The 23,024-nt window shown below is 64.2% G+C and carries 24 protein-coding genes; 7 read left to right on the top strand and 17 right to left on the bottom strand.

Features of this window, described 5'->3' with window-relative positions:
- The 7 genes from QQM37_RS13605 to QQM37_RS13575 form a co-directional block, all read right to left on the bottom strand.
- Positions 1-841, bottom strand: an 841-nt coding sequence (locus QQM37_RS13605; RefSeq protein WP_285728152.1) for an SdrD B-like domain-containing protein, incomplete at its 3' end; no start/stop codon positions are given.
- Positions 838-2,769 (bottom strand): SdrD B-like domain-containing protein, encoded by a 1,932-nt coding sequence (locus tag QQM37_RS13600; protein ID WP_285728158.1) that lies wholly within the window; start codon positions 2,767-2,769, stop codon positions 838-840. The genes QQM37_RS13605 and QQM37_RS13600, both read right to left, overlap by 4 nt.
- 331 nt (positions 2,770-3,100) lie before the next feature.
- Positions 3,101-4,255, bottom strand: coding sequence for a c-type cytochrome biogenesis protein CcsB (gene ccsB, locus QQM37_RS13595; RefSeq protein WP_285728151.1), 1,155 nt, complete (start codon positions 4,253-4,255; stop codon positions 3,101-3,103).
- The gene (gene resB, locus QQM37_RS13590; RefSeq protein ID WP_285728150.1) at positions 4,255-6,012 is read right to left on the bottom strand and encodes a cytochrome c biogenesis protein ResB; all 1,758 of its coding nucleotides are present in this window, start codon (positions 6,010-6,012) and stop codon (positions 4,255-4,257) included. The genes ccsB and resB overlap by 1 nt, the downstream gene beginning before the upstream one ends.
- Before the next feature lie 37 nt (positions 6,013-6,049).
- Positions 6,050-6,799, bottom strand: coding sequence for a cytochrome c biogenesis CcdA family protein (locus QQM37_RS13585; RefSeq protein ID WP_285728149.1), 750 nt, complete (start codon positions 6,797-6,799; stop codon positions 6,050-6,052).
- Positions 6,796-7,539 (bottom strand): TlpA family protein disulfide reductase, encoded by a 744-nt coding sequence (locus QQM37_RS13580; protein WP_337250256.1) that lies wholly within the window; start codon positions 7,537-7,539, stop codon positions 6,796-6,798. Before QQM37_RS13580 ends, QQM37_RS13585 begins: the two co-directional genes overlap by 4 nt.
- 119 nt (positions 7,540-7,658) lie before the next feature.
- Positions 7,659-8,351, bottom strand: coding sequence for a histidine phosphatase family protein (locus QQM37_RS13575; RefSeq protein WP_285728148.1), 693 nt, complete (start codon positions 8,349-8,351; stop codon positions 7,659-7,661).
- A 149-nt stretch (positions 8,352-8,500) separates the two neighbouring features.
- Between QQM37_RS13575 and QQM37_RS13570 the strand changes: the two genes are divergently transcribed.
- From QQM37_RS13570 to QQM37_RS13560, 3 genes are all read left to right on the top strand, one after another.
- The gene (locus QQM37_RS13570; RefSeq protein WP_285728147.1) at positions 8,501-9,055 is read left to right on the top strand and encodes a YceI family protein; all 555 of its coding nucleotides are present in this window, start codon (positions 8,501-8,503) and stop codon (positions 9,053-9,055) included.
- Positions 9,056-9,186: 131 nt separating this feature from the next.
- Positions 9,187-9,963, top strand: a complete 777-nt coding sequence (locus QQM37_RS13565) for a hypothetical protein (protein WP_285728146.1) — start codon at positions 9,187-9,189, stop codon at positions 9,961-9,963.
- A gap of 261 nt (positions 9,964-10,224) precedes the next feature.
- Complete coding sequence (locus tag QQM37_RS13560; protein ID WP_285728145.1) at positions 10,225-10,866, top strand: hypothetical protein; 642 nt, start codon at positions 10,225-10,227, stop codon at positions 10,864-10,866.
- On the opposite strand, the gene QQM37_RS13555 is transcribed toward QQM37_RS13560, so the two are convergent.
- The gene (locus tag QQM37_RS13555; protein ID WP_285728157.1) at positions 10,863-11,531 is read right to left on the bottom strand and encodes a redox-sensing transcriptional repressor Rex; all 669 of its coding nucleotides are present in this window, start codon (positions 11,529-11,531) and stop codon (positions 10,863-10,865) included. The two genes, QQM37_RS13560 and QQM37_RS13555, sit on opposite strands and share 4 nt — an antisense overlap.
- Before the next feature lie 47 nt (positions 11,532-11,578).
- Positions 11,579-11,872 (bottom strand): glutaredoxin family protein, encoded by a 294-nt coding sequence (locus QQM37_RS13550; RefSeq protein ID WP_285728144.1) that lies wholly within the window; start codon positions 11,870-11,872, stop codon positions 11,579-11,581.
- Positions 11,873-11,971: 99 nt separating this feature from the next.
- On the opposite strand from QQM37_RS13550, the gene QQM37_RS13545 reads away from it, so the two are divergent.
- Positions 11,972-12,793 (top strand): HAD family hydrolase, encoded by an 822-nt coding sequence (locus tag QQM37_RS13545; protein ID WP_285728143.1) that lies wholly within the window; start codon positions 11,972-11,974, stop codon positions 12,791-12,793.
- A 181-nt stretch (positions 12,794-12,974) separates the two neighbouring features.
- Here the strand turns inward: QQM37_RS13545 and QQM37_RS13540 are convergent, their stop codons facing one another.
- From QQM37_RS13540 to QQM37_RS13530, 3 genes are all read right to left on the bottom strand, one after another.
- A complete protein-coding gene (locus QQM37_RS13540; protein WP_003792170.1) occupies positions 12,975-13,073 on the bottom strand; it encodes a 30S ribosomal protein bS22 in 99 nt (32 codons plus the stop codon).
- A gap of 175 nt (positions 13,074-13,248) precedes the next feature.
- Positions 13,249-13,488 (bottom strand): helix-turn-helix domain-containing protein, encoded by a 240-nt coding sequence (locus tag QQM37_RS13535; protein WP_285728142.1) that lies wholly within the window; start codon positions 13,486-13,488, stop codon positions 13,249-13,251.
- Between the two features lie 159 nt (positions 13,489-13,647).
- Positions 13,648-14,385 (bottom strand): FadR/GntR family transcriptional regulator, encoded by a 738-nt coding sequence (locus tag QQM37_RS13530; RefSeq protein WP_285728141.1) that lies wholly within the window; start codon positions 14,383-14,385, stop codon positions 13,648-13,650.
- A gap of 63 nt (positions 14,386-14,448) precedes the next feature.
- On the opposite strand from QQM37_RS13530, the gene QQM37_RS13525 reads away from it, so the two are divergent.
- Positions 14,449-15,717 carry an alpha-hydroxy acid oxidase gene (locus QQM37_RS13525; RefSeq protein WP_285728156.1) on the top strand — a complete coding sequence of 423 codons (1,269 nt, stop codon included), beginning with the start codon at positions 14,449-14,451 and terminating at the stop codon, positions 15,715-15,717.
- Positions 15,718-15,756: 39 nt separating this feature from the next.
- Here the strand turns inward: QQM37_RS13525 and QQM37_RS13520 are convergent, their stop codons facing one another.
- Together QQM37_RS13520 and QQM37_RS13515 are read right to left on the bottom strand one after the other, a co-directional pair.
- On the bottom strand, positions 15,757-16,284 hold the full coding sequence (locus QQM37_RS13520; RefSeq protein ID WP_285728140.1) for an ArsR/SmtB family transcription factor: 528 nt from the start codon (positions 16,282-16,284) through the stop codon (positions 15,757-15,759).
- 216 nt (positions 16,285-16,500) lie between these two features.
- A complete protein-coding gene (locus tag QQM37_RS13515; RefSeq protein WP_285728139.1) occupies positions 16,501-17,697 on the bottom strand; it encodes an acetoin utilization protein AcuC in 1,197 nt (398 codons plus the stop codon).
- Positions 17,698-17,815: 118 nt separating this feature from the next.
- Here QQM37_RS13515 and QQM37_RS13510 point away from each other — a divergent pair, with 118 nt between their 5' ends.
- A complete protein-coding gene (locus QQM37_RS13510) occupies positions 17,816-19,243 on the top strand; it encodes a TrkH family potassium uptake protein (protein WP_285728155.1) in 1,428 nt (475 codons plus the stop codon).
- Positions 19,236-19,919 (top strand): potassium channel family protein, encoded by a 684-nt coding sequence (locus QQM37_RS13505; RefSeq protein ID WP_285728138.1) that lies wholly within the window; start codon positions 19,236-19,238, stop codon positions 19,917-19,919. Before QQM37_RS13510 ends, QQM37_RS13505 begins: the two co-directional genes overlap by 8 nt.
- A 28-nt stretch (positions 19,920-19,947) precedes the next feature.
- On the opposite strand, the gene proC is transcribed toward QQM37_RS13505, so the two are convergent.
- The 3 genes from proC to QQM37_RS13490 all read right to left on the bottom strand — a co-directional run bounded on the left by proC (position 19,948) and on the right by QQM37_RS13490 (position 23,022).
- Positions 19,948-20,787: a pyrroline-5-carboxylate reductase gene (proC, locus tag QQM37_RS13500; protein ID WP_285728137.1), complete on the bottom strand. Its 840-nt coding sequence runs from the start codon at positions 20,785-20,787 to the stop codon at positions 19,948-19,950.
- A 342-nt stretch (positions 20,788-21,129) separates the two neighbouring features.
- Positions 21,130-21,954, bottom strand: a complete 825-nt coding sequence (locus QQM37_RS13495; protein ID WP_420030173.1) for a sugar phosphate isomerase/epimerase family protein — start codon at positions 21,952-21,954, stop codon at positions 21,130-21,132.
- A gap of 27 nt (positions 21,955-21,981) precedes the next feature.
- Positions 21,982-23,022: a Ppx/GppA phosphatase family protein gene (locus QQM37_RS13490; RefSeq protein ID WP_285728135.1), complete on the bottom strand. Its 1,041-nt coding sequence runs from the start codon at positions 23,020-23,022 to the stop codon at positions 21,982-21,984.
- Positions 23,023-23,024: the final 2 nt, after the last annotated feature.

Here is a 23,024-nt window from a genome sequence, read left to right as displayed (position 1 = left end):
GCACCAGACCGGCGTCAATCGTCGGATCATCCGGCGTCGTCGCGGAGTTCATGCCCGATGCCGGAGTGGTCACCGATGCCTGGCCGTTGGCCCCCGGATTGGAGTCGTTCGTCCGGTCGGTTCCCGCACGCGGCGTGGTGAAGACCTGCCCAGCAGGAGCCACAAACTGCACCGGATACGTGGTCGACGGTGTCAGGTTCGTGAAGGAGTAGAAGCCACTCGCATTCGTTGTGGTCGTGCTCGGATTACCTGAGGCGTCCTTCACCGGAGTCCCGGAAGCATCCAGCAGATTCACCTTCACCCCAGCCACACCCGGCTCACCCGCATCCTGGACACCGGTCCGGTTGGTGTCCTGCCAGACAAAGTCACCAATCGAGACGACCGGCACCAGACCGGCGTCAATCGTCGGATCATCCGGCGTCGGCGCGGCGTTCATGCCCGATGCCGGAGTGGTCACCGAAGCCTGGCCGTTGGCCCCCGGATTGGAGTCGTTCGTCCGGTCGGTTCCCGCACGCGGCGTGGTGAAGACCTGCCCAGCAGGAGCCACAAACTGCACCGGATACGTGGTCGACGGTGTCAGGTTCGTGAAGGAGTAGAAGCCACTCGCATTCGTTGTGGTCGTGCTCGGATTACCTGAGGCGTCCTTCACCGGAGTCCCGGAAGCATCCAGCAGATTCACCTTCACCCCAGCCACACCCGGCTCACCCGCATCCTGGACACCGGTCCGGTTGGTGTCCTGCCAGACAAAGTCACCAATCGAGACGACCGGCACCAGACCGGCGTCAATCGTCGGATTATCCGGCGTCGTCGCGGAGTTCATGCCCGATGCCGGCGTGGTCACCGATGCCTGGCCGTTGGCCCCGGATTGGAGTCTTTCGTCCGGTCGGTTCCCGCAAGCGGCGTGGTGAAGACCTGCCCAGCAGGAGCCACAAACTGCACCGTATACGTGGTCGACGGTGTCAGGTTCGTGAAGGAGTAGAAGCCACTCGCATTCGTTGTGGTCGTGATCGGATTACCTGAGGCGTCCTTCACCGGATTCCCGGAAGCATCCAGCAGATTCACCTTCACCCCAGCCACACCCGGCTCACCCGCATCCTGAACACCGTTCCGGTTGGTGTCCTGCCAGACAAAGTCACCAATCGACACCAGAGGGGTCACCACAACATCGGCCTGGGCGTCATTGTTGGTCGGCGTCGTGTCCGTATTGGTGGTCGTCGTCGGAGGCGTCCCCAGAGGGTTCGTCTCCGGAACGTCCCCCGCGGCAGGCACGATGTACGCCACATTGTGTTGTGTGGCTGTGACGCCCGCATTGATCTTCGCTGTGACAGTGATCGCTGGCCCGGTGGCACCCGCTGCCAAACCGGCCGCTGCTACGCAGCTCATCGCGGAGCAGCTGTACCCCGCGCCGGACATCGACGTCATCGTCAGTCCAGACGGCAATACTTCCACGACGCTCCAGCCAGGAAGCGCGTTCCCCGTGCCAAGATTCTTCGGCGTCAGGGTAAAGGTCACCGTTGACCCAGGCGTAAATGGGCCGGAACCCACGATCTTCTTCGACAAGGCGAGGTCGATGGGAGGAATCAACCCCGCATCAATCGTGGGATCCGCAGGTGACGTTGCGCTATTGGGGCCTGCATTCGGCGTCGTCACCGAAGCCTTCCCATCCGGACCAGGATTCGAGTCCACGGTGCGGTTGGTTCCCTGCGTCTGTGGCGAGAAGGTGTACTTCAGCGCCGGATCGGGTGCAAACTGCACGATGTACGGCGTGCCCGTCGGAAGGTTGGTGAAGGCGTAGTGGCCGTTGGCATCCGTCGTCGTGGTGATCGGGTTGCCAGCTCCATCCCTGGCCGGAGTGCCGTCAGGGTTGAGCAGGTTGACTTTGACCCCGGCAACCCCAGGTTCTCCGGCATCCTGGATGCCATTGCGGTTGGTGTCCAACCAGACGAAGTCCCCAATGGAAGTAGGAACCTGAACCGGGATGTCTACGCTGGCGTCATTGTTGGTTGGCGTCGTGTTCGCGTCGGTGTTCGGCGGCGGGGGCGTACCGAGTGGATTGGTTTCGGTGATTCCTGGTGGGGGCGAGATATAGGCCACATTGCGCATAGTCGGCAGGGAATATCCTGGGTCGAGCTGGACTGTCACGTGCAGCGGTGGCGCATTCGCACCGTTGTTCATCAGGGCTTGCAGCCCGGTAGCAGTAGCACCGTTGATGGTGTACCAGGCGGGATCACCCGTCATCGACACCAGCGTTGTCCCCGGCGGGAGCACCTCGGTGACGCTCCAACCGGAGGGGACCGCATTCTGCAGGTTGGTGGGCACCAGGTCATAGGTGGCCGTGGATCCGGGCGAATAAGGACCCGCAGAGGTTGTGGTCTTGGACAAACTCATGTCGTAGGTGCAGTTTGTCGGGGCCGGAACGGGAATGGTGGAGGCGAGGTTCAGGGCAAAACTTCCCCAGGGAAATGAGCTGGGAACAACGCCCACATAGATGTCCTGGCCGGGCCAAGGGCTCTGCCAGGTGCCCGATACAGTTGCCAGGACCATGCTGATCGGCCAGGGTGTGGTGCTTTTGCCCATCATGTACTGGGCAGACGCAAGTTCCTGGGGCGTGCGTCCCGCGTAGGCAACCAGCGTGTAGCCCAGAGACACACCCACCGTTGACATATTGAACGTCACCAGACCATTGCAGTCCTGACTCGCGGTACCAACGTCCACGGAGGCCTGAGCTGCGGGCGGCTGAACGATCAGCCCCACGCCCAACGAGACCACCAACACCGCAGCGATGCGAGCAAGCCATTGATACCACCGAGCTTGAGCCGTACGCCGGGTACGGTCCGTCGCCCCCCATTGATATTTCCCCACAGCCGATCATTCCCCAATGCAGCTCGTTCACGCTGACTCCCCCGAGAGGAGTCCCCCCAATAGCGCTGAAACGAACCGCTGGCCACAGGATTTCCTGGTCATCGCTTCAGACCTCTTGAGTGTAAAAAAGGTGAATTCACAGCCTGGGCAGATGCGTTAAAGGTTTGTTCTCAGGAACGAAAAGGCCGTCGTATCCCGGTCTGAAGCGCTCGGGGATACGACGGCTTTCGCCACGGAATCAGACGCCGCTGTACGAGTGCAAACCCTGGAATACCGTGTTGACCAGGGTGAAATTGACGATCACGCACAGGTAGCCCGTGATGGAGAGAACCGCCGCACGGGTTCCGGTCCAGCCTCGGGTGGCTCGGGCATGCAGGTACCCGGCGTAGACCACCCAGATCACGAAGGTCCACACCTCTTTGGTGTCCCAGCCCCAGTAGCGTCCCCACGCCTTCTCCGCCCACATGGCGCCGAAGATCAGGGTCAGAGTCCAGCCGACGAAGGCAAGCGCGTTGAGGCGGTAAGAGAGGTTCTCCAGGCTGAGCGCGGAGGGCACCAGACGCATGAAGGGCAGCTTGTCCGGCTTGCCCTGGGCCAGCGACCTGGAGCGCCAGGTCTGCACCAATTGCAGCACACCCATAGCGAAGGTCAGCGTGAAAATCGCGGAGGAAAGCACCGCGATTGAGACGTGAATGACCAGCCAGTAGCTCTGCAGAGCGGGCACCAGGTGGGCAGCCGGGACGTAGAACGCGCTCGATGCCGCAAAGAGCATGACGAGCACGAGCCCGATGACGAAGGTGCCGAGGAAGCGCAAGTCCCGACGAGTGAGCACTATCAGGAACACGGCCGCCACCAGGAAGCTGCCGGTGGTGCAGAATTCGAACATATTGCCCCAGGGCACGCGCCCGGCCGCGAGCCCGCGCAGGACCACGGCTGCCCCGTGCAACAGAACAGCCAGCAAAGTGATGGAGACGCCAATGCGGGCAGCCGGACGGCGTGCGCCCACGTACTTCATGGACTCGTCGGCTTCCAGCACGGTGCCGGAACCGGAGTTGCTCAGCGGGCGTTCAGCCAGCCCGGAGGTCACCCCGTTGACCCTGGAATCGCCTGCTCCAGCGTCGTTGCCGCGGGCGTCATCTGCCGATGAGCCAGCAGTCACTGCTGCGCTGACCAGCTGCCGCTCCCTGGCGGCCTGGCCCTGGAACTGCTGGTCCTGGCCCGCCTGATCGCGGGCTGCCTGGTCCTGCGCGGATTGCGCGGCGAGGGAACGGGTCAGCCGACTGGAGCTCACCAGATCCCAGGTGAAGGCACAGAAGGCCACCGAGTAGGTGATTCCCGCGAGCAGCAGGAACAGTTCTCCGTACTGACCCAGCGCGACATTGATGACTGGCATTAGTTCTCCTTGGCCTTTGATGGTTCACTCTGCCGCGCCACGGCCTTTTCGGCAAGATTCCCGGCATCTCGCGTACCGTCGTCGGCCTTTTTGTCCGGCAGGCCTCCCGATGATGTGCCCGCTGCCGTCTGGCCGAAGGCTTTCTCCAGATCAGCCCGCAAGCCCCGTGCCTCGGTGACCAGACGGTAATCCTCGCCGCGGGCCAGCAAACCGTACTCCACGAGAACCCGCCCGTCCGGGTGGACTCCCGCCCTGACCCAGGCACGACGTCGGGCCAGGAACAGCGAGCCGACCAGACCCAACAGGGCGGTGGCAGCGAAGATCAGAACCCAGGCCTGTGCCGGGTTATGCCGCACCTCGAGGCCCACGTACCGGGTCAGGCCGTCAAAGGAGATGCTGCCCTTGCCGTCCGGGAGGGTATAGCTGGGGTTCTGGGTGGTCAGCGTGATGCCGCCGGCCGGAAGCTTCCGGTCATTGAGCGGCGTCATCTTTGAGGTGTTCAGCACAAAAACGTTCTGTGGCACGCCACCGTTGAGACCCAGATCACCGTAGTAGGAGTTCAGCAGCACCATCGGGCTTCCGGGATCGGGATCGGCATTGACGTCCACCCCCTGGCTGTTCTTGATCGCCGTAGGCAGGAACAGCCCGGAGAATCCCAGCTGGCTCGGCGCGGCGTCCGGGACCTTGATCACCAGCGCAGACGAGTAGTCCGCCGAGGCCAGTTTGCCCACCACCCAGTCGGAAAAGGCCACCTTGCCTTGGCTGTCCTTGACCGTGAAATGCAGGGCGTAGCCATTGCCCAGCAGGTAGACATCGCTGCCGCCGATGGTGATCGGGTCATTGACCTTGAGGTCCTGCTGCTTCGGCGTCGCGTTAGGCCCGTCTTTGGTGGTGACATGCGCCGTGAAGTCCAGCGGCTGGACCTTACCGGTCTGCGCGTTCCGGTCAAACTGAATATCGAATTTGTCCAGCTTGATCGAATAGGGGGAGAGCCAGTCCGGGGTGAAATTGGTGCCCGGGTTGAAGGTGTCATAGCCCACCAGCGTGTTGACAAAGGTGTCCCCTGTGACCAGCACGCGCTGCCCGGAGTAACCAAAGAGCCCGCCGACGGCCACGGCCACCAGGACGCCGATCAGCGAGACATGGAAGATCAGGTTCCCGACTTCTTTGAGGAAACCCCGTTCCGCACCGACGCTGGGTCGGCCCCCGGCACGCACCTCCACCCGGTAACCCCGCTTCTTGAGCACTGCGGCCGCCAGCTCAATCACCTGCTGGGCATCCCGGCTTGGGGTTTTACCAGCCTGCAGCGTGCCGTACTCGGGGAGCTTGGAAAGCCTTCGTGGGGTCCGCGGCGGCTGGGAGCGAATGGCCTTCCAGTGGTGCCGCGCGCGGGGAATCACACAGCCCACCAAGGACACAAACAGCAGCAGGTAGATGGCAGAGAACCACGGGGAGGAGAAGATATCGAAGAGCTTGAACCAGTCCATCACGGGCCCGATGCCGGGATTGTCCTGGATGAACTGCGTCACCTTGGCCGGGTCCTGAATACGCTGCGGGAAGTAGGAACCAGGAACGGCCGCCACGGCGAGCAGCAACAGCAGGAACAAGGCAGTGCGCATCGAGGTCAGCTGAGTCCAGGCCCAGCGCAGCATGCCCCACGCACCGAGTTTGGGCAGCGCGATCGCGGAATCTGCCTGAGCGGCATCTCCCTGCGGGGCAGCGTCCTGTTCCGACGTGTCCTTCTGTGGCGCCGTCATGCGCGCCCCTCCCCTGACTCAGTCATCAGATAGCTCGTTAGATCGGCAAGGTGATCGAGGTAACCCAGCCCTGGAGGCTGGCGACCAAAAAATTCCAGACGCCGGAGACCATGAGCGCGCCCACCACGATGAGCATGCTGCCTCCCAGCCGCTGCAAGGCCAGCTTGTGCTGACGGAAGAACCGCAGGGCACCCATCCCGCGCCGGAACGCCAGTGCGATCAGCAGGAAGGGAACGCCCAGGCCCAGGCAGTACACAAAGGTCAGCAGCGCACCCTTGCCCGCGCTGGCACCACCAGAGAAAGAGAGCGCCTGCACCGCAGCCAGCGTCGGGCCGATGCACGGAACCCAGCCCAGCCCAAAGGTCACTCCGAGCAATGGCGCCCCCCACAGACCCGCCGGGGGTCTGGCCGAGATCCTGGCCTGCCCCTGGAACATCCGGAACCCGCCCAGGAAAATCACGCCGAGCAGAATCACCACCACACCCAGCACCCGGGTCAGCCAGACCGAATTGATCGCCAGCCAGGCTCCGACCAGGCCGAAGGCCGCACCCAGCACCACAAAGACCGCACTGAAACCGAGAACGAACAGTGTGATGCCCAGCACCATCCGGCCGCGGCGTTGCTTCGCGAGATCGATGCCGGTCAGCCCCGTCACGTAGCCCAGGTACCCCGGGACGAGCGGCAGCACGCAGGGGGACAGGAAGGAGACCAGCCCGGCCAGCAATGCCACCGGAATGGCAAGCAACAGCGAGCCGTTCTGGACGGCTTCGGCGAAAGGGTTGTTCACGGAGCCGCCGGAGAACTGGGAACAGGGGTGCTGGACGTTGGAGCGCCCGGTGCCGGTGCACCCGATGCCGGGGCCGAGGGCGAACCGGTCGAGCCGAGCCCAGAGGCCTTGCCGGTGACGGCAGAGCTGATCAATGCCTTGAGCGTGCTCTTGTCTGCCAGGCCCAGGATCCTGGCCGAGACCCGACCCTGCGGGTCCAGCACCAGCGTAGTAGGCACCGCTGCGGGCGGCACAAAGGTGGAGAGCGCCAGCAGAACGGAGCCATCCTTGTCCAGGAAGCTCGGGTACGTGGTGGAGAAGGTGCGCATGAACGATTCTGCGGTCGGCGCCTCGTCGCGCAGGTTCACGCCGTAGAACTGCACGCCCTGCGCCGTGAATTCCCGGTGCAGCGCTTCCAGATCCGGGGCCTCTTTGCGACAGGGGGCGCAGGCGGCATACCAGAAATTGAGCACGACGACGCCCCCACGCTTGGTGGCGATGTCCAGTGTGCTGCCATCCATCAGGCGGCCGGTAAAGGCGACCGGTTCGCCGCGCTTGTCCAGCGCATACTCGGTCACCGATCCGTCACCGGCGATGTAATTCTTGTTGTCGCCCGCATTGGCCTGTTGTGCCAGGGGGTCCTGCGCTGCGCAGGCCGCCAGGGCGAGAGGTGCAGTCAGGGCTGCTGCGATCGCCACGGAGAAGAAGCTCCGGCGGCCCACGTTCCCTGCCTCAGCGCGTTCCTGTCCCACCCGTTCCATCCCGTCGTCAATCCTTGATACCTGGCGGCTCGCACGGACCCGTGCCCACCTTCGGCCGTGCTGAAGCATTCGTTCTACACGACGTCGAAATTCAATTGTCGCGCATCCGGGAAGCGCGCTCAAGCGCCGGGCGTCGTCGCCGCCCCCAGAGCCAGGCTCGCGGCTGGTTCTGCATAGTCGACTCTGAGCACCCGGTCGTCATCGAACTCCACACTGGTGACCGAGGCCAGGGAGCAGGCGCGCTTGCGCGGATCATGCGCCAGAGCGCGCCCTTCCAGGGCCAGGCGGCTCACCCAGATGGGTAGTTGGTGACTGACCAGCACGGCCTGGGCGCCGGACCCGCCACGGCTCACCGCCTCTGCCCGCGCGTGGTCGATGGCGGCGCGCATTCTCAGCACCTGCTCAGCGTAGGGCTCACCCCAGGACGGTCGGAGTGGGTTGTAGAGCCACCGGGCATTGCGGGGCTTGAGGAGTTCCCTGACACTCATCCGCAGGCCCTCAAAACGGTTCCCGGCTTCGATCAGACGCGAATCGGTCTCCAACCCGAGGCCTAGTGCCATGGCCGTGGCGGCAGCGGTCTCCTGAGCCCGGACCAGCGGCGAGGCCGCCAGATAGACGAAGGGCCGCTTGACGCCGAGCTTCCCCTCTGCACCGTCCTGACCGTCCCGGCGGCGCTGGAAGAACTCCGCGGCGAGGGCCGCCATCGCCGTCCCCCGGTCAGAGAGGTGGTATTCCGGCAATCTGCCGTAGAGCACACCTTCAGGGTTGTAGACCTCTCCGTGGCGGAGCAGGTGGACGGTTGCAAGAGCCATGGTCCCAGTATCTCAGGCGCGGCTGTACGCCCGGGAACGGTCTGGGAAGCCTGGAAAATCTTCACAGGAATAAAAGATGTGTTTGCATGCTTCTTACTCAACGAACGGAAGGAACGCTTCCGGATGGACACCATTTTCAAGGAGATCTCATGAGCATCGACACCATTCCCGCAGGTCTGACCACTGGCACCTGGAACCTGGATCCCGCACACAGTGTGGTGAGCTTCACCGTCCGTCACGCAGGCATCTCCAAGGCCCGCGGAACCTTCGCCGATGTGGCCGCCACCGCCGTCGTGGGCGAGAGCCTCTCTGGCTCCTCGGTTCAGGCCACTATCCAGGCTGCCAGCGTTGAGACCGGCAACCCTGACCGCAATGCCCACGTGCGCAGCGCGGACTTCTTCGACGTCGAGCAGTTCCCGGAGCTGACCTTCGTCTCCACCGGCCTCGTCGGCCAGGGCGAAACCTATGACCTCGCGGGTGACCTGACCATCCATGGCATCACTCACCCCGTCACCTTCGAGGTGGAGTTCGAAGGCGTGGCCGTGGATCCCTTCGGCAACACCAAGGCCGGTTTCAGTGCCGAGGCGACCATCAGCCGTAAGGACTTCGGCCTGACCTGGAATGCGGCCCTCGAGGCCGGTGGCGTTCTGGTCAGCGATAAGGTCGTCATCTCGATCGACGCGCAGTTCACCCCCGCACAGTAATTCCTTCCTCACTGATTCCCCGCTGACCCAACTGAGTCGCAGAGCTCTGCGACTCAGTTGGGTCAAAGTGGGGGGTCCGCGCAGGAGCAAACCTCTTTCCAAGTCCATCGCTTGGGCCTAAAGTTTGTGCTATGACTACCACGCCTGAAAACCCGACCCCGGGGCAACCCGATCCCCAGCAGTCTGGGGGCGTGCCGCCGTATCAGGCGTCCGCACCTCAGGGTGCGCCACAGTACCAGCAGGCCCCGCCTCCTCCGCAGGCCGGAGCCGGCTTCGAAATGCCGACCGACATACCCAAGAACTTCAACGACGTGATGCCCAAGGGTGGTTTCTCCGGCATCTTCAGCTCCAAGCCACTGCCTCAACTCCTGACGATTTCCTACTGGATTTACCTGGCATCAGCGTTGCTGTGGCTGCTGACCACTATCCCAGGGCTCATTTTTTCCTTCATCACCCTGGGACTGGGCCGCTACTGGATCGCCGACGGCATTCGCGGCATCGTGGTCTCCGTGATTTCTCTGGCGATCATCGTAGCCATCGTGATCACCGTACTGAAGCTCAAAGAAGGCCTCCAATGGCCTCGTCTGGCGCTGACTATCCTCTCCGGCGTCACGTTCATTCTCGGGTTCTTCGGCGCGTTCACCGGATGGCTCACGGTAATCGCCGCCGTCTTCCTCTGGCTGCCGGAATCCACCAACTGGTTCAACGCCCAGAAGGCTGGAGTGCCCTATGTTCCGGCCAACCAGACACCAGCACCCGGGTACGCCCCCGGGTATCAGCCCGGCGCTCAGCAGCCCGGCTACCAGGCTCCGGGCTATACCCCGCCGCAGCAGGGTTACCAGCCACCGACGGCACCTGGCGCAGAAGGCCAGCCCGGCCAGTACCCCGGTCCCGGAGCGGGTCAGTAACCCGGCCCTGGGTCGGCAGTAGAGACAGCCTGAATCCATCGCCCGTGCATCGGCGGTCATCCCACCCGGATGGCCGCCGATGCCGTTTCCCGGCCCGGGCGCCTCTCACCAGCCAGAAGCGGGCAGCCCCACCCAGAGCGGACCAGCCAGAACAAGACCGGCCAGAACCGACCGGTAGGCTGGAAGAAACCCCACTGACGTGCCCCGAGAAACCCCACCAAGGGACCTCCCGTGCGCGCAGAGCCACCGTCAAGGAGCAGTATGAGCAACCCCGCCCCGGAGCCAGGACCAGGACCAGGAACCCCGGACCCGCAGAGCCCCTCCCCTGCTGCCCCTCGCGTTCCGGGGCACTACGAAGAGATCGCTCCGGGCCTTCCCCGCTACGGGCAGTACGCTCCTCCCGGCTACCAGCCGCCCACCCAGCCAGCCGCAACGGGGCAGCACTCCCTGGGCACGCCGTCGTCGTCCGGGATGCTGAGCCAGGCGGCCCCCGGCAGCGCCCGGCCCGCCCTGGTCAACCGCGCCTTTGTCCTGATCCTGGCGGCAGGGGTACTTCAGCTGATTTCGCTCATCGCCGCGCTGCCCATCCTCAACGATCCGCAGTACCGGCAGGCGCTCCAGCAGATGGTGGCGGGCTTCGGCCCGATCAGTGACACCGAGCTGACGGCGGCCATCTATCTCGGGATGGGTCTCAACGTCGTACTGGCCGGCCTTTACGCGCTGGTGGCCTTCAAGGTGCGCAGCGGACGCGGCTGGGCTCGCATGCTGGGCACCATTTTCGCGGTGGTTTCCCTGCTTCTGATCGTGGTGCCGAACGTTCTGGCGATCCTGCAGGTCGGGCTGGGCGCCATCGGCATCGTGTGCTGCTGGCTTCCGGCTGCACGGGGTTACTTCCGCCGTTAGGCGCTGCTCGCACCGGCCTCGGGTGGGCGCTGCGAGTGATACGCCAGAATCTGCAGCTCCGTGGCCATATCCACCTTGCGGACATGCACCTCATCCGGCACCTGCAGGTGAATCGGCGCAAAGTTCAGAATGCTCCGCACTCCCGCGCTCACCACCCGGTCACAGACATCCTGGGCTGCGCTGGCAGGCAGAGCCAGCACCGCCATATTCACCCGGGCCCGGCGCAGAACGGCCTCCAGATTGCGGGAATCGGCCACCCTGAGCCAACCGACCTCCTGCCCTACCACCAGCTGATCCGAATCCAGCAACGCCACCAGCTCAAAACCCCGGGACTGGAAGCCGTGGTAGCGCGCCAGCGCCCGGCCCAGGTTACCGGCACCGACGATGGCCACTCGCCATTCCTGAGTGAGTCCCAGTGCGGTTTCCAGGCGGCGGCTCAGCGGAAGGACTTCATAGCCCACCCCCCTGGTGCCATGCGATCCGAGGTAGGACAGGTCTTTACGGACGTTCGTCGAGCTTGCCCCGGAGGCTTCCGCCAGTTCCTCCGAGGAAATCCGTTCCTCGCCGTCGGCCAGGACGTCATGGAGCACTCGCAGATACACAGCGAGGCGCGCGACGGCGGCAGCCGGGATGATCCGTGCCTCACCATCACCTTCAGCCGGCATAGTGATCGGCTGCGGTTTGCCCCCCAGACGCAGATGGCGCTCGGTGGTCATGACTGAGCCTCCACTGCTTGGGCCTGCTGGCCCGCCCGCTCGGCGGCCCTTTGAGTCAGCAGGCGATCCAGACGCTGCGGGTCGATCCGCCAGAAGTCACGCTGCACTCCGTCCAGCAGCAGGACAGGCACCTCTTCGGCAAACTGTGCAGCCAGTGCGGGATCTTCGGCGATGCTGCGCTCCGCATAGTCCAGCCCGTGCTTCTGAGCGGCCGCCTCAACCACTGCGCGAGCCTCCAGACAGAGGGAGCACTCAGGCTTCACGACAAGAACAAGCGGGACGTTTTTCACATCTCCAGCCTATGCCCGCTTTCGGCCGTGCGGAATTTCGGAACCCGCCTGACATCGGCGAATCCACCAGCATGGGTCGCAGCTGACTAAACTCAAAGCATGCCCGCAGCCCAAACGCATCGTGCCGAGAACTCCCCGGCCACTTCTGTCACTGCCGGCATTTCCCACGAGGCGGCGTTCTTCGACGTTGACAACACCCTGATGCGTGGGGCCAGCCTGTTCCATGTGGCACGCAAGATGTATCAAAAAAAAGCGTTCACTTTGCGTCAGGCTGCGGGTTTCGCCTGGAAGCAGGCCAAGTTCATCATCCGCGGTGAAGACATGGATGATGTTCGTTCGGTCCAGAACTCTGCACTGTCCCTGGCCCGGGGCATCCACACGGATTTCGTTGCCACGGTGGGTGAAGAAGTCTATGACGAGATGATCGCCTCCAAAATCTGGCCCGGGGCAAGAGCTCTGGCTGAACAGCATCTTCGTGCGGGTCGCAAGGTCTGGCTGGTGACTGCCACTCCCGTGGAGGTGGCGCGGGTCATCGCTTCCCGGCTGCGTCTGACCGGGGCGCTGGGCACCGTGGGCGAAATCAAGGACGGTTACTACACCGGCGAACTGGTCGGCGAGATCCTGCACGGCCAGGCCAAGGCCACCGCCGTACGGGAACTAGCTCAGGAACAGAGCCTGGATCTGGACCGCTGCTGGGCCTACAGCGACTCGCACAACGACATCCCGCTGCTCTCCCTGGTAGGGCATCCGGTCGCCATTAACCCGGATGCGAAATTGCGCCATCACGCGAAGGCCAACAACTGGCCGATTTACGACTTCCGCTCCGGACGACGTGCTGCCACGCTCGGCCTGCGCCTGGCCACCGGCGCCGGTGCCGTGTACGGCCTCTGGCGCGGATTCAGCCGCCTGCGCAGACGCTGAGCGCATCTTCCACCTGGCGTGGCACCCCCCCAACGTGCGTTACGGCCCCACAGTGTCGACTCCGTCGCCACAGCGGGTCCATCGCGTAACGCACTGGGTGGCAATAGTTGCACAGTTGGGATGCCGGGCAAAAAGAAGAGCCCGCCACAACCGTGACGGGCCAGCCGGGGGAAGCCCCGGACTACTTCTTATTGCGACGCTGGTGACGAGTCTTACGAAGCAACTTGCGGTGCTTCTTCTTCGCCATACGCTTGCGACGCTTTTTGATAACTGAACCCACAGAGTCCTCACAAACTTTGTATCGGGCTGTCGGCGCACAAATCGCTGCAGCCTGATGCCGGAACTGATTGACCTAACAATGATCTTGACTAGATTACAGCCTCAGCCCACCCGCTCCGAACCGAGCGGGGCAGATCACACTGTTTCAGCTACCCGCAACAGGCCGTGGAGCGTCATCAGGCGGTGCCCGCCTGCCGGTCAGATGACGAGCTCTCGCGACGATCCCTTGGGCTGAGATGGCTCAAATGCTCAGCCACCGCATTCTCCGGCACTCGGAATGAACGCCCGAACCGCACTGCCGGCAATTCTCCGGAGTGCACCAGTCGATACACCGTCATCTTGGAGACCCGCATCACCTCAGCGACCTCAGCAACGGTCAGGAAACGCACATCGGAGAAGGTATTCCCTGAGGCCATGATGTTACCTGCCACTTCCTGGAGCCCTGGTTGTGCCCAGCCCCCGCCCTGTACCTGAACTCGCCGTCACAGCGTTTTTCTCCCCGCCAGACGGCACAAAGCAAGTCACAGTGACAGAGATACTCTAAACACTGGAAGAGATTTCCGGAAGAGCAATGTTCAGTGTGACTGAAGCCGGCCTCCTGCGGCAGACTCAGCGGCGTCGTCCGGCGCGGCATTCCGGGCCAGGGCATGGAACCCCTCGATGTGCCCGGTGACCAACCTCACTGCCTCAGGCTGGTCACCCTGACGGACCGCGTGAAGGATGCCTCGATGCTCCTTCTGCAGGCTCTGAGCGATCTCCGGCCACCCCGCCTGCCTGCTCATGATCTCCGCCGTATAGTCCCGAATCGAGCCACGCAGCGAGGCCATGATGGCGCTGACCAGCGGATTTCCGGCAGCCCGTGTCAACGCGTAGTGGAATCTGGCGTCGAGATCCAGAAACTCGTCGGCAGCTGAAGCCTCTACCTCATCCATCGCAGCCAGCAGCGTCTGAGCTTCATCGAGAGACCCAGCCTGCGGGTCGGCATGGGCACAGGCCCACCCCTCCATCAGCACCCTGGTCCCGACCACATCGGCCACAGAAATCTGCTGACTGGCAATATGCAGTCGGATCGAGGAGTCCAGGGCCACGGAAGGATCTGCGGTGATGAACGTTCCGGATTCCGGGCCGGAGCCAACCCCGGAGCGCACCACGCCCAGCGCCTCCAGGACCAGAAGAGCCTCCCGGACCGAGGTCCTCGAGACCCCGAACTGCTCCGCCATCGCCCGCTCTCCGGGCAGTCTGGAGCCCAGACGCAACTCCTGCGAACTCAGTTGCTCCTCAATCCATCCCAATACCGCCTGATGAGTACGCATCTGTCCAGTCTAGTGTGGTCTGACCACATGGAGTAGAGTGGGATCCATGTGGTCCAACCACAGATGACCTACTCGGTTCCTGCCCCAGGAGAAGCTATGCAGACCCCTCCCGCACTGCGCCGTCGCGTGCCGCAACTGTCCAATCTGACCGATATGGCCTCGGTGAAGTTGCCACAGTTTGGCGTAGAAGCCCGGCTCAGCAAGGCTGCGACCATCTGGGATCTGCGGGATATCGCCAAACGGCGCACCCCACGCGCGGCCTTCGACTACACCGATGGAGCGGCCGATGGCGAGATCACGCTGCGCCGCTCCCGGGAGGCCTTCCATCACGTCGAGTTTCAGCCGGAGGTCCTCCATGACGTGACGACGCTGGATACGACTACCGAGATTCTGGGCCAGACCTCCACGCTGCCCTTCGGCATCGCGCCCACCGGGTTCACCCGGTTCATGCAGTCCGAAGGTGAGTACGCAGGCAGCGCTGCGGCTGGCGACGCAGGGATTCCCTACACCCTCTCCACCCTGGGCACCGCATCCCTGGAGGAAGTCGCGGCTCACGCCCCCCAGACGCGTCGCTGGTTCCAGCTCTATGTCATGCGGGATCAGGCGGCCACCCTGGATCTGCTGCAGCGCGCCAAGGCCGCTGGCAATGACACCCTGATGGTCACCGTGGACTGTGCCACTGGCGGCCTCCGACTCCGCGACGTGCGCAACGGGATGACCATGCCACCGCAGTTGACCCTCAAAACAGTGGTCGATGCCTCGTATCGCCCTGCCTGGTGGCTCAACTTCCTGACCCGGGCACCCCTGGAGTTCTCTTCACTGTCCAGCCTGGAAGGCACCGTTTCCGAACTGCTCAGCGCAGCCCTTGACCCGGCCCTGGATCTGGACAGCCTGGACTGGATCCGGAGCAACTGGGACGGGCACCTGCTGGTCAAGGGCATCCAGACCGTGGCCGATGCCGAGAAGGTCACCTCTCATGGGGCCGATGGCGTCGTGCTCTCCAACCACGGAGGTCGCCAGCTGGACCGCGCCCCGATCCCGTTCCATCTGCTCCCCCGGGTCCGCGAAGCGCTCGGCCCCGAGGCCACCATCATCATGGACACCGGCATCATGCACGGCAGCGATATCGTGGCGGCCCTGGCCTGCGGCGCGGACTTCACCCTGATCGGCCGCGCCTACCTTTACGGCCTGATGGCTGGCGGGGAGCGCGGCGTCGCCAAGACCATCTCGATCCTGAAATCGGAGATCGAGCGCACCATGCGGCTGCTGGGCGTCCGCTCAGTGGCAGAGTTGCGCCCCGAACACGTGGACCAGCGCGCAGCGAGCATTTAGTCGGCGGGCTGGGCAGTCTCTCTGGCCTGCCCGGCCCGTTCAGTCTTTCCTGCGGCCAAACTTCGGCAGGTTGGCCAACAGATCGGCAGCCCGGGTGGCCGCACGTCCTACGCTGCGGCCAATTTGCTGCGGGACAGTCCCGGCTTCATCCCATTCCTCGGGATTGTCGCCGCCCTCGGGCCGCCCTGTGCTTGCTGCAGGCCGGATGGTCGTGACGCCATGAGGCACAGCGCCGTGAGAGCCAGCGGGCGATGCCGCCGGTGAGGTTCCAGCCGAGGCCGCCCCCGCCGGGACGAGGCGCGTCTGCGGTGCGGTGAACTGACCCAGCCACTCCTGGGCATCGGCCAGCGGTTCCGGGCTGAGCGCGTAATAGCGCCGCTGCCCTTCGGCCCGCATGGACACCAGCCCGGCTTCACGAAGCACCCGCAAGTGCTTGGACACCGTGGGCTGGCTCAGCGCCAGTTCGGTCACCAGTTCCCCCACAGCCCGGTCACCGGAACGCAGGGCAAGAAGAAGATCGCGCCGAGTCTGCTCCGCCAGCACCGAAAACACCACATCGTTGGACATGCAACTACCTTAGCGATATATGCCACCCATGGCATCCTTCATAAGACGTACTCCCCTGCCCGCGGGAGGCCAGTGGCATCGGGGCTGGCGGGATTTTCAGCTGGGGTGGTGGGGTTGAAGGGCTGAGCCGCTGGCATCGGGTCTGGCGAGAGCGGGACGGAGTCGTGGTCGGGACTGCGGCTCAACCCCACGACCCCACGCCCCCACCCGAAGACGCTAATCGAACCAGGGATCCAGCCCGAAGAGCGGGAAAATCTCCTTGCGGGTAGCCATAATCGCCCGATCCACCGCGTCCGCCGGGTTGTACCCGGCTTCCCAGGACTTCCACCAGAGCTCGGCATCGTCCCCCATGAGCCTCGGCGCTTCCCGACCAAACCGTGCGCGGACCCGCTCACGCCACTGCTGCGGCACCTCGGTGCGTAGCGGGAGCGCCTGGCCGCTGACCGTCGCGATCAGATGGGCCCAGACCCGCGGCACCGCATTGGCAATGCTGTACCCACCACCCCCGGTCGCAATCCAGCGATCCTCACACAGGGAGCGGGCCAGGGCTGCGATGCTGTGTGCCGCCTCACGCTGGGCATCCACGCTCGTGCGCAGATGGGTGAGGTCGTCATCGATATGTGAATCGCAACCGTGCTGAGAGACGATCACCTGCGGTGCGAACGCCCGGACCACCTGCGGCACGACCGCGTGGAAGGCACGCAGCCAGCCGGCATCGCCGGTATATGCCGGAATCGCAATATTCACGGCACTGCCGGGTGCCCGCCGCCCACCGGTTTCTGGGGCGTAGCCGGTTCCCGGGAAAAGTGTCATCCCGGATTCGTGGAGAGAGACCGTCAGCACGCGGGGGTCGTCGTAGAAGATGTTCTGAGTGCCGTCACCGTGATGGGCGTCGATGTCGATGTAGGCCACTCGCTGTATTCCGCCCTCCAGCAGACGGGCGATGGCGACGGCGGGATCGTTGTAAATGCAGAATCCGCTCGCCTTACCGCGGTCCGCATGGTGCATTCCACCGGCAAAATTCACCCCGCGAACAAGCTCACCGGACAACATGCCCTCGGCCAGCATCAACGATCCGCCGACCAACCGGGCGCTGGCCTCGTGCATACCGATGAAAGCCGGGTCATCCTCAGTGCCCAAGCCCCGCTCCGGGACGGAATGTGGCGAGGCGCTGACATCTTTGACCGCCTCGATGAACTCGGCGTCATGCACCATTTCCAGCTGGGCATCGGAGGCCACAAAAGGCTCGACGACGCTCACCCGCTCCGAGGTCAGCAGGCCCAGGTCTTCTGCCAGGCTGGCGGTCAGGGCCAGCCGCTCCGGCGCCATCGGATGGCTGGGCCCGAAGTTGTAGGTGGTCAGCGCAGGGGACCACACCACCTGGGTGCTCGGTACTGGGCTTGAGACCATCATCCACAGAGTACGTGATCCTCCCAGCCTCCGGGCAAGCTGCCGTCAGCGCAGATCCGCTTAATCGTGGTTAACTACTTCTCAGGCCGTGCCATGCAGTCCGGCCCGCAGTACCCAGCCATTGTCGAAAGCGTCCACCATGACCAAAAGCGAGTCCACCTGGCATACGCCCGCTGAGCGCGGTGGTCCCAGGTTTCTGCGGTCGATCAGAGAGTTTGTTGATTCGGTGGCCAACTCCTCCCCCGCGCGGCTTGCCCTGATCGTCTTCACCCTGGTCATTCTGCTGTTTGCTTTCCTGTTGATGCTGCCGATCTCCTCGGCTCAGGGCCAGAGCACGGCCTTCCACGATGCTTTGTTCACCGCTGTCTCGGCTGTCTGCGTCACGGGTCTGACCACGGTGTCCACCGCGCTGCACTGGTCTTTTTTCGGCCAGCTCGTCATCCTGATCGGCATTTTTGTCGGCGGCCTGGGCATTCTGACCCTGGCCTCCCTGATGGCACTGATGGTGTCCAAGCGACTGGGCGTGCGGGGCAAACTCATCGCGCAGGAAGCCATGAACGCAGGACGCCTCGGTGAGGTCGGCACTCTGCTGCGCATCGTCATCACGACTTCTGTGGTGATCGAGGCGATTCTGGCGCTGGTCCTCACCCCGCGCTTCATGCTCCTGGGAGAGCCGTTCTGGCAGGCAGTCTGGCATGGCGTGTTCTACTCGATTTCGGCTTTCAACAATGCCGGTTTTACCCCGCATTCTGACGGCCTGGTCCCCTATGAGGCGGATCCGTGGATCCTGGTCCCACTGATGGTGGGGGTCTTTCTGGGTTCGCTGGGGTTCCCGGTCATGATGATGCTGCTCGGTGCCGGTCTGCGCGTGCGCCGCTGGAATCTGCACACCAAGCTGACCATCCAGGTCTCGCTGATTCTGGTGGTGGCCGGTGCGCTGGGATTCGGGCTCTTCGAATGGAACAACCCACAGACCGTGGGCTCGCTGGGTGTGGGGGATAAAATTCTGCACTCGATCTTCGCCTCCGTGATGACCCGATCCGGCGGCTTCAACCTGGTGGACATGCAGTCCATGGAACCCGTCTCCCGGCTGCTCACCGACGCGCTGATGTTTGCCGGTGGCGGTTCGGCATCGACAGCTGGCGGTATTAAGGTGACCACCCTGGCCGTCATGTTCCTGGCCATTGTGGCCGAGGCACGCGGCGATGCCGATGTGAAGATCTACGGCCGGACCATCCCGCAGGGCACCATGCGGGTGGCCATCTCGGTGATCATGATGGGTGCCACCTTTGTTCTGCTGGCCACCGGCGCTCTGCTGATCATCAGCGGTGCCCCACTGGACAGTGTGATCTTTGAATCGATCTCTGCCTTCGCCACCGTGGGGCTGAGCACCGGGCTGAGCGCCCATCTGCCTCCGGCAGGGGTCTATGTGCTCGCTCTGCTGATGTTCGCCGGGCGCATCGGCACCATGACCCTCGCTGCCGGCCTGGCTCTGCGCCAGCGCCGCCAGCTCTTCCACTACCCCGAGGAAAGGCCGATCATTGGCTGACAAATCAGCATCCCAGCGCCCCGCGCACAATGCCCCCGTCTTGGTGATTGGTCTGGGCCGTTTTGGCGCCGCCACGGCCGAGCAGCTGGTCGCCCAGGGCCGCGAAGTCCTCGCCATTGAGCGGGACCGGGCGCTGGTCCAGAAGTGGGCCGGCACCCTGACGCATGTAGTGGAGGCGGATGCCACCAACATCGATGCGCTCAAACAGCTGGGCGCGCAGGACTTCAATTCCGCCGTGGTCGGCGTGGGTACCTCGATCGAATCGAGCGTGCTGATCACGGTAAACCTGGTGGATCTGAAGATCCCGCACCTGTGGGTCAAGGCGATCACGCCCTCCCATGGGAAGATTCTGACCCGGATCGGCGCGAATCACGTGATCTACCCTGAGGCGGACGCCGGGGTGCGTACCGCCCATCTGGTATCCGGCCGGATGCTGGACTTCATCGAGTTCGATGACGATTTCGCCATCGTCAAAATGCACCCGCCCAAGGAGACACAGGGCTTCTCTCTGGCGGAGTCGAAGATCCGTTCCAAGTACGGGGTGACGATCGTGGGAGTCAAGTCGCCGGGCGAGGACTTCACCTATGCGCAGCCGGATACCAAGGTCTCCTCGCGGGATATGCTGATCGTCTCCGGCAACGTGGACCTGCTGGAGCGGTTCGCCGCCAGGCCGTAGCAGCCCAGCTGTCCAGCCGGCCAGGCGCTTAGCCGCCCAGCTGCTCGGTCAGTTCCTCGGACCGGCGGACGGCGGCGGCAGCGCCCTCGGCAATGATCCGCGGCAGCCCGTGCGCATCGAAGACCGCGATGGCGCGCTCCGTGGTGCCGTTGGGGCTGGTTACCTTGCGGCGCAGCGTGGCGGCATCGGCCCCGTCCTGAGCCAGCATCAGCCCAGCGCCAGCCACCGTTTCCCGACCGAGCACCTCGGCCACCTCGGGATCCAGGCCCAAGGATACCCCGGCCTGAGCGAGGGCCTCCGCCAGGTAGAACACGTAGGCCGGGCCGGAACCGCTGATCGCGCTCAGAGCCGCCATCTGCGCTTCCGGGATCTCCAGGACCACTCCCGAGCCGGCGAAGACCTCACGGGCCCAGCCCGCCTGCTCCTCGGTCACCGTGGGGCCGTTGGAGAGCCCTACGACGCCCCGACCCACCATGAGCGGCGTGTTGGGCATGCTGCGGACGGCTGGTTGACCGGCAGGAAGCGCCCGGGCCATCTGTTCCAGGCTGACTGCTGCGGCCACGCTGACCACGACGGCATTCGGCGACAGATCCGCTCCGATTTCTGCGCACAGGTCCGCGATCTGAGCCGGTTTGACCCCCAGAACCACCACCTGAGCGTCCCGGACCGCCTGGCTGTTCGCCGTGTGGCCTTCGGCATCGGGCGCGGTCAGGACACTCACACCGTAGCGTTCGGTGAGCTCCTGGGCCCGTTCGGGCCGCCGCACCGTGGCTACCACCACTGAGGGGGCAAGGCCCGTGCTCAGGAGGCCGGCCAGCACAGCCTCGCCCATCGAACCACAACCGAGGAAAGCAATACGAGAGATCATGCTCCCCATTCTTCCAGCCCCTCGGACCCGCTCCGCCACCTCTCCGGAGGACCGCTTGCGGCCCGCAACTAATACGTTTCAGATTTCCAGACAACTCCCAGCCAAGCCGGAGTTTGTTTCCAGATTCGAGCTCTAAGCTAGAACTACCTCATAAAGGTGCGAGTGATTGCGGGCTGGTCGGTTCGCCGATCAGTGAAAGCACCGGAGGCCGCCAGTAGCTCCCCCCCTGCACTGGATTTTCGGCTTCCGGTGCTTTTCACGTTTAACCAGAGTCGCTTCATCTGCAGTTGTACGGTGTCGCTCGGCAACGCACCCTGTACAACTGGTCAATGACGGCCACTTTCAGTGCCCCAGGTGCTCCCTGGCGAAGTCGAGGGTCTGTTTGAGCCACTCTTCCCGCTCGCCTGCGCCCTTGGCCTTACGCGTGGAGATCTCCGCGACCACCACACCCCGGAAACCGGAATCCCGCAGGTGATGGAGCACCTCGGCAGCCCGCTGATTCCCCTGGCCCGGCAGCAGATGCTCATCCCGATTGGAGCCTGCACCATCGGCCAGATGCAGGTGACGCAGCCGGTCGCCCAGGGAGCGGACGCCCTCCAGTGACGACACTCCCGCCGTTGCGGCGTGCGAAAGGTCCCAGGTGACATGCTCGTAGGGCTGCCCGATCGGGTCCCAGTGCGGCAGATAAGCCTTCGCTTCGCGTCCCCGGGCCCGCCAGGGGTACATGTTCTCCACCGCGATCATAATCCCGCTGCTGGCGCTCAGATCTCTGACCCCGTGGATGAACGTCTCCGCATAATCGCTCTGCCAGCGGAAGGGCGGATGGACCACGACGACGTCAACACCCAGTTCCAGAGCCAGGTCCACGGAGCGCTCCACTTTGTTCCAGGCATTGCCCCATACCTGCTGAGTGAGCAGCAGCGTGGGTGCGTGAATGGCCATGATCGGTACTTCGTACCGCTCACTCAGAGCGGCCAGCGCCTCACCATTCTGGCTCACGGCATTCCCGGTGACCATGACCTCCAGCCCGTCATAGCCCAGATCCCGGGCCACCGCGAACCCGTCATGCACAGTGAGCGGATATACCGAAGCACTGGACAGCGCGACCGGAATGGACGGTTTCCCGGAAGGTTCCGGGGAGTCTTGTGCCTGGCTCACGCTGATCATTTTGTCACGAAAGTGTCCCGGCCCGGACTAGATGACTCGGCCCTCGGAGCTTTCCGCCGACGCCCCAACAGGGTCGGGCTGAGCAGGGTCGGGCTGAGCAGGGTTGGGCTGAAGATGACGCGGAAGGTCCAGCGGCCCGTCGAAGACCAGCTGGTCCAGCCTGCGCAGGATCAGCCCTTCGCGCAACGCCCAGGGGCAGATCTGCACGGTGTCCACCCGGAACAGCTCCAGAGCGGCCTCCGCCACCAACGCGCCGGCGAGCACTTGCGGTGCCCGTGCCGCGGAGACCCCCGGCAGATGCAAGCGGTCATCAATGCTCATGGCCGAGAGCCGCTGAGCCCACAACCCCAGGTCCGTGGCATGGAGCTCCCGGCGTACAAACGGCCCGAGCGCGCTCGGTGCAGCACCCGTGATCCGGGCCAGGGATCGGAAGGTTTTGGACGTTCCGGTCACCAGCGTGGGTGTTCCGTGGCTGGCGAATTCCTTGACATGCGGCTTCAGGGTGGCCCGGATGTAGCGGCGCAACTCCTTGATGCTCTTGGCGCTGGGCGGATCCTGGGACAGCCAGTCGCGAGTGAGCCGTTGGGCACCCAGCGGGACGGAGGTGGCGATCTCCGGAAGTTCGTCATCGCCCATGGCCATTTCGAAGGAGCCGCCGCCGATGTCAAGATCCAGCACGGTCCCGGCGCCCCAGCCGAACCAGCGGCGCACCGCGAAGAAGGTCATGGCAGCCTCTTCGGCGCCACTGAGTTCGCGCAGGCTGACCGTGGTCTCGTGCTGAACCCGGGCCAGCACCTGAGGACCGTTGGCGGCCTCGCGGATCGCGGAGGTACAGAAGGCGAGCAGATCCTCCGCCTGATGCCGGGCCGCGAACTCCCAGGCCTCCAGGACGAAATCGATCAGCTCGGCCTGGCCCTGCTCGGTGATCGCACCATCGTCGTCCAGATGTTTGACCAGGGACAGTGGACGCTTATGCGAGGCAAACGGGACCGGCTGAGCCCCTGGATGCGCGTCCACCAGGAGCAGGTGAACGGTATTGGAGCCGATATCGAGCACGCCTAGTCTCATGA

Origin of the sequence: Psychromicrobium xiongbiense (assembly GCF_030271165.1) — a bacterium.
GTDB lineage: Bacteria > Actinomycetota > Actinomycetes > Actinomycetales > Micrococcaceae > Renibacterium > Renibacterium xiongbiense.
Note: the sequence above shows the minus strand (reverse complement) of the source record. Positions and strands in the feature narration are given on the sequence as shown.

What these genes read in the sequence shown, in the direction of transcription:
- QQM37_RS13520 (WP_285728140.1), bottom strand. Translation starts at nt 16,284, where the DNA reads ATGTCCAACGATGTGGTGTTTTCGGTGCTGGCGGAGCAGACTCGGCGC.
- QQM37_RS13490 (WP_285728135.1), bottom strand. Translation starts at nt 23,022, where the DNA reads ATGAGACTAGGCGTGCTCGATATCGGCTCCAATACCGTTCACCTGCTC.
- proC (WP_285728137.1), bottom strand. Translation starts at nt 20,787, where the DNA reads ATGATCTCTCGTATTGCTTTCCTCGGTTGTGGTTCGATGGGCGAGGCT.
- QQM37_RS13545 (WP_285728143.1), top strand. Translation starts at nt 11,972, where the DNA reads ATGCCCGCAGCCCAAACGCATCGTGCCGAGAACTCCCCGGCCACTTCT.
- QQM37_RS13565 (WP_285728146.1), top strand. Translation starts at nt 9,187, where the DNA reads ATGACTACCACGCCTGAAAACCCGACCCCGGGGCAACCCGATCCCCAG.
- QQM37_RS13555 (WP_285728157.1), bottom strand. Translation starts at nt 11,531, where the DNA reads ATGCCGGCTGAAGGTGATGGTGAGGCACGGATCATCCCGGCTGCCGCC.
- ccsB (WP_285728151.1), bottom strand. Translation starts at nt 4,255, where the DNA reads ATGCCAGTCATCAATGTCGCGCTGGGTCAGTACGGAGAACTGTTCCTG.
- QQM37_RS13525 (WP_285728156.1), top strand. Translation starts at nt 14,449, where the DNA reads ATGACCTACTCGGTTCCTGCCCCAGGAGAAGCTATGCAGACCCCTCCC.
- QQM37_RS13570 (WP_285728147.1), top strand. Translation starts at nt 8,501, where the DNA reads ATGAGCATCGACACCATTCCCGCAGGTCTGACCACTGGCACCTGGAAC.
- resB (WP_285728150.1), bottom strand. Translation starts at nt 6,012, where the DNA reads ATGACGGCGCCACAGAAGGACACGTCGGAACAGGACGCTGCCCCGCAG.
- QQM37_RS13530 (WP_285728141.1), bottom strand. Translation starts at nt 14,385, where the DNA reads ATGCGTACTCATCAGGCGGTATTGGGATGGATTGAGGAGCAACTGAGT.
- QQM37_RS13575 (WP_285728148.1), bottom strand. Translation starts at nt 8,351, where the DNA reads ATGGCTCTTGCAACCGTCCACCTGCTCCGCCACGGAGAGGTCTACAAC.
- QQM37_RS13515 (WP_285728139.1), bottom strand. Translation starts at nt 17,697, where the DNA reads ATGATGGTCTCAAGCCCAGTACCGAGCACCCAGGTGGTGTGGTCCCCT.
- QQM37_RS13580 (WP_337250256.1), bottom strand. Translation starts at nt 7,539, where the DNA reads ATGGAACGGGTGGGACAGGAACGCGCTGAGGCAGGGAACGTGGGCCGC.
- QQM37_RS13495 (WP_420030173.1), bottom strand. Translation starts at nt 21,954, where the DNA reads ATGATCAGCGTGAGCCAGGCACAAGACTCCCCGGAACCTTCCGGGAAA.
- QQM37_RS13560 (WP_285728145.1), top strand. Translation starts at nt 10,225, where the DNA reads ATGAGCAACCCCGCCCCGGAGCCAGGACCAGGACCAGGAACCCCGGAC.
- QQM37_RS13535 (WP_285728142.1), bottom strand. Translation starts at nt 13,488, where the DNA reads ATGGCCTCAGGGAATACCTTCTCCGATGTGCGTTTCCTGACCGTTGCT.